The sequence below is a fragment of the Streptomyces hilarionis genome (assembly GCF_024539675.1).
Classification (GTDB): domain Bacteria; phylum Actinomycetota; class Actinomycetes; order Streptomycetales; family Streptomycetaceae; genus Streptomyces; species Streptomyces hilarionis.
Genome location: NZ_JAHHIT010000238.1, coordinates 1 through 8,823 on the forward strand (window position 1 = coordinate 1; position 8,823 = coordinate 8,823).

Consider the following 8,823-nt stretch of genomic DNA (forward strand, 5'->3'; position numbering starts at 1 on the left):
GCCCGCGGCGGGGGCTCCCCGCCCTTGCGGGCGGGCGGGGGCGCCCTGTCGCTGCGGGCCGGGGCGCGCTCGGGCGGCGCCGGCGCGGACCGACGGCCGTCGGCCGGCTCGGCGACCGGGTGGGCGACCGGATCGGGGGCCGGTCCGGGGGAAGGTTCGGGGGCCGACGGCGTCGTCCGGCGAAGGCGTACCCCCGGCCGGGGCCTACCCCTTGACCGCCCCCGTCAGCATGCCCTTCTTGAAGTGCTTCTGGACGAACGGCGACAGCACCGCGACCGGCAGCAGGGCCATCACCATCACCGCCATCTGAACGGCCAGCCCGGACAGTTGACCGGTCTTGATGGCCTGGCCGAGGCCGACCGGCGCCTCCTGCTTCTGGACGAGCTGGATCATCACGTTCTGCAGCGGCATCATGTCCTGGTCGTTCAGGTAGAGCGAGGCGTTGAACCACGCGCTCCAGTACCCGACGGCGTAGAACAGGGTGATCACCGCGAGGACCGCTCGCGACAGCGGCATGACGATCTGCCACAGGATCCTGAAGTCGCCGGCCCCGTCGATGCGGGCGCTGTCGACGAGTTCCTGCGAGATGCCCATGAAGAAGCCGCGCAGGACCAGGATGTTGAAGACGCTGATCGCGCTCGGCAGGATCAGCGCGAGATAGCTGTCCGTCAGACCGAGCGACTGCACCAGCAGGTACGTCGGGATGAGGCCGGCGCTGAAGAACATCGTGGCGAGCAGGGCCAGGAGCAGCCAGCGATGGCCCAGCGACCCGGTCCGGGACAGTCCGTAGGCGCACAGCACCGACACCGCCATCGAGAACAGCGTGCCGACCAGCGTGATCAGGACGCTGATCACCGCCGCCCGGGTCACCTGCCCGCCGCTCAGCAGCTCCCGGTAGGCGACGAAGGTGACGCCCCTGGGGATCATCACCAGGCCGCCCGCCTCGTCGATCGTCTTGCGGGAGGAGAGGCTGGTGACGACCACGATCCAGATGGGGAAAAGGATCCCCAGACAGGCCAGCGACAGGACGAGGGCCTTGCCCGCGAGGCCCGCCCCGCCGGGCTCCTCCTCCCAGGACGGCCGGGGCGGGGCGGACCACAACCCGCGCGCGCCGGCCGGTTTGCGCGCCGGCTTCTCCAGAGTCGCGCTCACTTCGTGTACACCCCCTGCTCGCCCATGAGATGGGCCACCTTGTTCGCGGCGAGGACCAGCCCGAGGCTGACAACGCCCTTGACCAGACCGGCGGCGGCCGCGTAGCCGAAGTCCTGGTTGCGCACACCGTTCCACCAGACGAAGGTGTCGAGGACCTCGGACGCGCCCGGTCCCACCGCGTCGCGTTGCAGCAGGATCTGTTCGAACCCCACCGTCAGCGCGTCACCGACCCTCAGCACCAGCAGCAGCGCGATCACCGGGCGCAGGGCCGGGAGCGTCACGTGCCACATGCGGCGCCAGCGGCCGGCGCCGTCCATCGCCGCGGCCTCGTACAGGTCGGTCGGGACGGAGGCCAGGGCCGCGAGGAAGACGATGATCCCCCACCCCGCGTCCTTCCACACGCTCTCCGCGGTGATCAGGAACTTGAAGGTCCCCGGGTCGGTCATGATGTCGAGGCCGTCGTAGCCGTGCTGTCGCAGCAGTTGGGAGAGCAGGCCCGCGCCGCCGAACAACTGCTGGAAGACGGCGATGACCAGGACCCAGGAGAAGAAGTGGGGCAAGTAGAGGATCGCCTGCGAGAGGGCCCGCACCTTCGGTCTGACCACGCTGTTGATGAGCAGCGCGAGCATGATCGGGATGGGGAAGTACAGCACCAGCTGGAGGCTGAACAGCACCAGGGTGTTGCGGACCGCGTCCCAGAACGCCGAGTCCGCGAAGATCCGCTGGAAGTTGTCGAACCCGACCCAGGGGCTGTGCAGGATCGAGACGATCCCGTTGTCGCTGACGTAGGGGTCGTAGTCCTGGAAGGCGACGACGTTGCCGAGGATCGGCAGGTAGCTGAAGACCAGGACGAGGAGGACGGCCGGCAGGGTCATCAGGAGCAGGACCCGGTCGCGCCGGAACCTCAGACGCAGGCTCAGTTTCCCCGAGGGGGGTTGTCGCGGGGCGTCCGCTTCGCCACCGGGCGCCGCCGGTGTGCCCGCCGTCTCGTCCGCCTCGGCCTCGTTCCGAGGCACCGTGCTGTGGGCCACGGCGTTCTCCTTGCCTCGCTGCCGGTCAGCTCGCCGCCGTGCCGTTGTCGTCGAGCAGCTTCTGGTACCAGTCGCGCAGTTTGTCGCCGCCCTTGCTCTTCCAGTCGGAGACGGCCTGCTGCATGTCGCTGATCTTCTTGCGGCCCCGGGTGATGTCGTCCTCGAGCTGCTCGAAGCCGTCGGAGAGGTTGGTGTAGCGGGCCGGCTCCGTGATCTGCATGCCGTAGAAGGAGGACTTCTTGGTGAAGGCGCCCGCGTGCTGCTGCCACTCGACCTGGGCCTTGGCGACCGCGGGGAAATCGGGGTGCGCGATGGTCGCGGCGGGGCTCGCGACCATGACGTACGCGTTCGACACCTCGTTGTTGCCCTTGTCGGTCTTGACCGGGACGCCGTCCTTGACGGTGTAGTCGGTGCCCTCCACACCGTAGTTGGTCATCATGTACTCCTTGGTGCCGTACGGAGCGGCGGTGACGTTGGCGACGGCCAGCACGTCACGGATGACCGACTCGGACGCCTTCTTGTTGACGAAGGCGAAGATGCCGGCGGGCTGTTCGGCCCAGAGATGGGGGTCGCCGCCGTCGTGTGCGAAGACGTCCATGCCCCAGATCTTGAACTCGGGGTTCTGCGTGGCCTGTTCGGCGGTGCGGCCCCACCACTGGCTGATGTTGTTGGCGTAGATCAGGAACTCGCCGGCCGCGAACTTGGGGCCGGGGTCGGGGGCCGTCTTGCCCAGCTTGGCGTCGGGGTGCACGACCCCGGCGGCGAAGAGCTTGCGGGTCCACTCCAGCGCTTCCAGGTACTCGTCGGTCTCGACGCGGTTGACGAGCTTGCCGTCGACGAGGTTCCAGCCGAGGGGCTTCTCGCTGCCGGAGAACACCCCGAACATCTGCCAGGCGGTCCACTTCATGTCCAGACAGGCCCACCGCTTGGCCTTGGCGTCGGTGATCTCCTTGGCCAGCGCCATGAACTCGTCCGCGGAGCGCGGGACGGTGTACCCCTGCTTGTCGAAGATGTCCTTGCGGTACAGCGGCACGATGCCGGTCACGTACGGCGCAGGCTGCGGCAGGCCGAGCAGCTTCCCGCCGAAGATGGACCGCTGCCAGGCGTCGGTGGGGATCGCGGCGAGGTTCGGGTACTCCTTGACGGCGTCCCCGGAGAGGTAGGGGCCGAGGTCGGCGAACTTGCTGATGATCGCGCTGGGTATCCGGCCGGTCATGTTCCAGCCGGGGACGACCACCACGTCCGGCACGTCGCTGGAGGCGAGGACGGCGCCGAGCTTCTGGTCGTAGGTGTTGCCGTCCTGGTTCTGCCAGACGACGTCGACGCCGATGAGCGAGTTCATCCCCTGGTAGTAGGGGTTGCCGGCCTTGGGCGGGGATCCCCAGAACGGCGACATGACGGTGACCTTGCCGCCCTTGCCGAGTTTCTCGGGCACCGAGGTCTTGAGCGTGGTGAGGTCCAGCTTGCCGGTGAAGCCCATCGCCGAGCCGTTCTTGGCCGGGATGTCGGGCGTCACCACGTTGCTCGCCACGTACGCCGGGAGGATCTTCTTCGCGTCCTTGCCCGACGTGGTGCCCTCGCGCGAGCCGCTGTCCGAGCCGCCGCAGGCGGAGAGCAGCGGCATCCCTCCGGCCACCGCTGCGGTGGCGACCGCCGTGGAGGCGAGGAAGCTTCTCCGGCTGGGCCCGGAGGGACCTGAAGAGGGGGAAGCGGCGTTCGGCGTCATTGCGTCAACCCTTCGTGGCGCACCAGGACACCCGGCGGTGGCCGTCGGCTGCGGTGTCTCGAGTGGAACTGGCTGAGCTGAAGCGACCCTTCGACCGACAGCGACCGGCAACGTCCCACGGCGTCGAACCGAGTCGAAGCGCTTCGATGTTGCTGCGAGGCTAGGTGAACACTCGGGGGTGCACAAGGGTCGTTCCCAAGATTCCTCCGAGGCGTCAGGAGTGACATGTGGGTATGGCCTGCTTGAAATCAGCGTGAGGTTCTCTTGACACCCGCCCTCTCGTCGAATGAGCATCGAAGCGCTTCGAAAGAGCCTGCCCGGCCCATCGCAAAGGGATGCCCACCGTGACCGCACACCCGCCGCCCACGCCGCCTTTCCGCGATCCGCAGCTGCCGTTCGCGAAGCGCATCGACGACCTGCTGTCCCGGCTGACGCCGCAGGAGAAGGTGTCCTTCCTCCACCAGTTCGCGCCCGCCGTCGAGCGGCTCGGCATCGCCGCGTTCCGCACCGGACAGGAGGCCCTGCACGGCGTCGCGTGGATGGGCCCGGCCACCGTCTTCCCGCAGGCCGTCGGCCTGGCCGCGACCTGGGACCCCGACCTCGTGCGCCGGGTGGGCGAGGCGGTGTCCCGGGAGGTCCGGGCGATGCGCGCCCGCGACGAGCGCGTCGGCCTCAACGTCTGGTCGCCCACCGTCAACCTGCTGCGCCACCCCCTGTGGGGCCGCAACGAGGAGGGCTACTCCGAGGACCCGAAGCTCACCTCGGCCATCGCCACCGCCTACACGCGCGGGCTGCGCGGCGACCACCCCACGTACTGGCGCACGGCTCCGGTCCTCAAGCACTGGCTGGCCCACAACAACGAGACGGGCCGGGACGTCACCTCGTCGTCGGTGCGTCCGCGCGTCCTGCACGAGTACGACCTGCGCGCCTTCCGCGACACCGTCCGGGCGGGCGCAGTGGCCGGCGTGATGCCCGCGTACAACCTGGTCAACGGGCGCCCCAACCACGTGTCGCCCTACCTGCGCGAGCACCTGCGCACCTGGACCGACGACGACCTGCTGGTCTGCTCGGACGCGGGCGCCCCCTCCAACCTGGTCGACTCCGAGCACTACTTCGACACCCACGAGGAGGCGACGGCGGCGGCGCTGGTGGCCGGGGTGGACAGCTTCACCGACCACGGCACCGACGGCACGACGATCACGGCCCGGGTCACGGGCGCCCTGGAGCGCGGCCTGCTGACGGAGGCGGACGTGGACGCGGCCGTACGCCGTCAGCTGTCGGTCCGGTTCCGCCTGGGCGAGTTCGACCCGCGCCACGACCCGCACGCGGACACCGGCGCGTTCGACACCCCGGCCCACCGCGCCCTCGCCCAGGAGGCCGCCGAGCGGGCGATCGTCCTGCTGCGCAACGACGGCGTGCTGCCGCTGGCCGCCGACGCCCGGATCGCGGTGGTCGGTCTGCTCGCCGACGAGTGCAAGCTCGACTGGTACAGCGGCACGCTGATCCACCGCTCCACCCCCCTGGAGGGGCTGTACGAGCGGTTCGGGGCCGAGCGGGTCACGTTCGCCGAGGGCGTGGACCGGGTGCTGCTGCGCACGAGCGCCGGAACGTTCCTGAAGGTCCCCGACGCCCCGGAGGCGACGGCCGGGGCGCGGGGCGCCGAGGGCGCGCTGGACCCGGCGCTCCTGGCCGGCCGCACCGACCTCCCGCCGCTCACCGCGGACGTCGACGGCACGGAGCTCGCGCTCGTCGAATGGGGCGAGGGCCTGCTGACGCTGCGCGCCCCCGACGGCCGCTATCTGTCGGTGGCCGAGGACGGCCGGCTGCGCGCCTCCGCCGACCAGCCCGGCGGCTGGATCGTGCAGGAGACGTTCCGCCTCGAACCGCATGGCAACGGTCACCTCCTGCTGCACGTGGGCACGGGTCGCCATGTCCGTGTCGCCGCCGACGGCGTGCGGGTTGCCGGGGCGGGCGGGGAAACCGCCGAGGCGGATCCCGAGGTCTTCGAGCTCGTCCTGGTCCAGCGCGGCGAGGACGCCGTGGCGCGGGCGGCCGCCGCGGCCGACGTCGTCGTGGTGGTGGCGGGCAACGACCCGCACATCAACGGCCGCGAGACCGAGGACCGTACGACGCTGCGGCTGCCGGCCCACCAGGAGCGGCTGCTGACGGCGGCCCGGACGGCGAACCGGCGCACGGTGCTGGCCCTGGTGTCGGCGTACCCGTACGCGTTCGAGCCGGGGCAGCTGTCCGCCGCGCTGTGGACGGCGCACGGCGGCCAGGCCGCGGGCACGGCCCTGGCGCGGGTCCTTGCGGGCGACGTCTCCCCCGCCGGCCGTCTCCCGCAGACCTGGTACGCCGACGACGGCGACCTGCCCGACCTGCTCGACTACGACGTGATCGGCGCCCGTCAGACGTACCTGTACTTCGAGGGCACGCCGCTCTTCCCCTTCGGGCACGGCCTGTCGTACGCGTCGTTCTCCTACGCCGACCTGTCGCTGCGCGTCGAGGACGGGGCGGTGCACGTGGCGTTCACGGTCGCCAACGCCGGGGCGACGGCCGCCGACGAGGTCGCCCAGCTCTACGGCCGCGCCGTGGACCCCTCGGTGGTCCGGCCGCGCCGCGAGCTGCTCGGCCATCGCCGGGTGCGGCTCGCGCCCGGCGAGCGGACCAGGCTGTTCCTCGAGGTCCCGCTGTCCGCGTTCGCCTTCTGGGACGTGGCGCACGGCCGGTGGCGGCTGGAGTCCGGCCCCTACGACCTCCTGGTCGGCGCGTCCAGCGAGGACGTCCGGCTGCGCGGGACCGTCACGCTCGACGGCGAGCCGCCGAGCCCGCGCGAGGTCCTGGGCGCCGGTCTGGCGGCCGTCGACTTCGACGAGCAGAGCGGCTGCGAGATCGTCGACGTCACCAGGACGTCCGGCGACGCGATGACGCCGGCCGCCGACGGCACGGGCGAACTGGTCTACCGGGCCTGCGACTTCGGGCCCGGCACGACGGGCGTGACGGTCACGGTGGCCGGGCGGGGCACGGTCGAGCTGTCGTCGCCGGGGGGCGGCGCCCGGGCCGTGCTCACCCTCGGCACGCCCACGGCCGGTCCTCACGACTACGTCGGCCTCGAGGCCGCCTTCGTCGCCGACGGCGTGCGCGACCTGCGCATCGGACTGCGCGGCCCGCTGCGGCTCGCGCACGTCGGCTTCCGCGGCTGAGGGTCCGCGGACGCCGACGCGAAGGGGCCCGGCGCCGGAAAGCGGCGGCGCCGGGCCCCTTCGGGCAGGCTGTGGGACATGCTTCCCAGGCGGCGGGTCGCCTAGAGCGCGAGGCCCGTCAGGACCAGCACCCGCTCGTAGGTGTAGTCGTCCATGGCGAACCTGACGCCCTCGCGGCCCACCCCGGACTGCTTGGCGCCGCCGTACGGCATCTGGTCGGCGCGGTAGGAGGGCACGTCGCCGATCACGACGCCGCCGACCTCCAGCGCCCGGTGGGCGCGGAAGGCGACCTGGAGGTCGTGGGTGAACACGCCCGCCTGGAGGCCGTACTTGGAGGAGTTGACGGCCGCGAAGGCCTCGGCCTCGCCGTCCACCCGCTGCACCGTGAGCACCGGCCCGAAGACCTCCTCGCGGGCGAGCGTGGTGTGCGAGGGCACCTCGGTGAGGACGGTCGGCGCGTAGGAGGCGCCCTCGCGCGTGCCGCCGGTGAGGAGCTTGGCGCCCGCGGCGACGGCCTCGTCCACCCAGGCCTCGACACGCTGCGCGGCGGCCTCGCTGACCAGCGGGCCGACGTCGGTGGCGTCGTCCGAGGGGTCGCCCGTGACCTGGGACTCGACGGCCTTGACGATGCGCGGCAGCAGCCGGTCGTACACGGAGGCGTCGGCGATGACCCGCTGCACCGAGATGCAGGACTGGCCGCCCTGGTAGTTGGAGAAGGTCGCGATGCGGGCGGCGGCCCAGTCGAGGTCGGCGTCGGAGGCGTAGTCGGCGAGGACCACGGCCGCCCCGTTGCCGCCCAGCTCCAGCGTGCAGTGCTTGCGCGGCACCGAGTCCATGATCGCGTAACCGACCTGCTCGGAGCCCGTGAACGAGATGACCGGCAGGCGCTCGTCCTGGACGAGGGCGGGCATGCGGTCGTTGGCGACCGGCAGGATCGACCAGGAACCGGCCGGCAGCTCCGTCTCGGCGAGGAGGTCGCCGAGGATCAGGCCGGACAGCGGGGTCGCCGGGGCGGGCTTGAGGATGATCGGCACGCCGGCCGCGATGGCCGGGGCGATCTTGTGGGCGCACAGGTTCAGCGGGAAGTTGAACGGCGCGATGCCGAGGACGACGCCCTTGGGGAAGCGCCGGGTGAGGGCGAGCCGCCCCTGACCGCCGAGGTCGGTGTCCAGGCGCTGGGCCTCGCCGCCGTTGAAGCGCCGGGCCTCCTCGGCCGCGAACCGGAAGACCGACACGGCCCGGCCGACCTCGCCCCGCGCCCACTTGACGGGCTTGCCGTTCTCCGCGGAGATCAGCCGGGCGATCTCCTCGGTGCGCTCGGCGAGCCGCTTGCTGACGTGGTCGAGGGCGGCGGCGCGCACGTGGGCGGGGGTGGCGGCGAACTCGTCCCGCACGGCGTACGCGGCGGCCACGGCCTCCTCGACCTGGGCGTCCGTCGGCACGCCGACCCGGGCGACGAGGCGGCCGTCCCAGGGGGAGGTGACGTCGAAGCTGTCCTCGCCGGTGACCTGGCGGCCGGCGAGCCAGAAGGCGTGGAGGGAAGTCATATGCGGGTCCCGGCCCTTCCGCTTGGGGGGTGTCAAAGGGGTGTGCGTGCTCCACGGTAGGGGCGGAACGCCGAGGGAGCGCTTGTCCGAGTCGTACGGGTGGACGGCGGGTGTGCGCCGGTTTGGCGCGGTCGCCCCGCCCCCGCGCCGGACACCCCCGCTCC

5 protein-coding genes are annotated in these 8,823 nt (G+C 71.7%); 1 reads left to right on the plus strand and 4 read right to left on the minus strand.

All coding sequences use genetic code 11. The features are described 5' to 3' along the window. Positions 1-204: 204 nt before the first annotated feature. The 3 genes from KMS84_RS36240 to KMS84_RS36250 are packed head-to-tail and all read right to left on the minus strand — an operon-like array spanning position 205 to position 3,909. On the minus strand, positions 205-1,152 hold the full coding sequence (locus KMS84_RS36240) for a carbohydrate ABC transporter permease (protein ID WP_256920791.1): 948 nt from the start codon (positions 1,150-1,152) through the stop codon (positions 205-207). Next, on the minus strand, positions 1,149-2,183 hold the full coding sequence (locus KMS84_RS36245) for an ABC transporter permease (protein WP_256920792.1): 1,035 nt from the start codon (positions 2,181-2,183) through the stop codon (positions 1,149-1,151). The genes KMS84_RS36240 and KMS84_RS36245 overlap by 4 nt, the downstream gene beginning before the upstream one ends. Positions 2,184-2,208: 25 nt before the next feature. Continuing rightward, on the minus strand, positions 2,209-3,909 hold the full coding sequence (locus KMS84_RS36250; RefSeq protein ID WP_256920793.1) for an extracellular solute-binding protein: 1,701 nt from the start codon (positions 3,907-3,909) through the stop codon (positions 2,209-2,211). Positions 3,910-4,253: 344 nt separating this feature from the next. Between KMS84_RS36250 and KMS84_RS36255 the strand changes: the two genes are divergently transcribed. After that, positions 4,254-7,112, plus strand: a complete 2,859-nt coding sequence (locus tag KMS84_RS36255) for a glycoside hydrolase family 3 C-terminal domain-containing protein (protein ID WP_256920794.1) — start codon at positions 4,254-4,256, stop codon at positions 7,110-7,112. Between the two features lie 101 nt (positions 7,113-7,213). On the opposite strand, the gene KMS84_RS36260 is transcribed toward KMS84_RS36255, so the two are convergent. Next, complete coding sequence (locus tag KMS84_RS36260; RefSeq protein ID WP_256920795.1) at positions 7,214-8,659, minus strand: aldehyde dehydrogenase family protein; 1,446 nt, start codon at positions 8,657-8,659, stop codon at positions 7,214-7,216. Between the last annotated feature and the right edge of the window lie 164 nt (positions 8,660-8,823).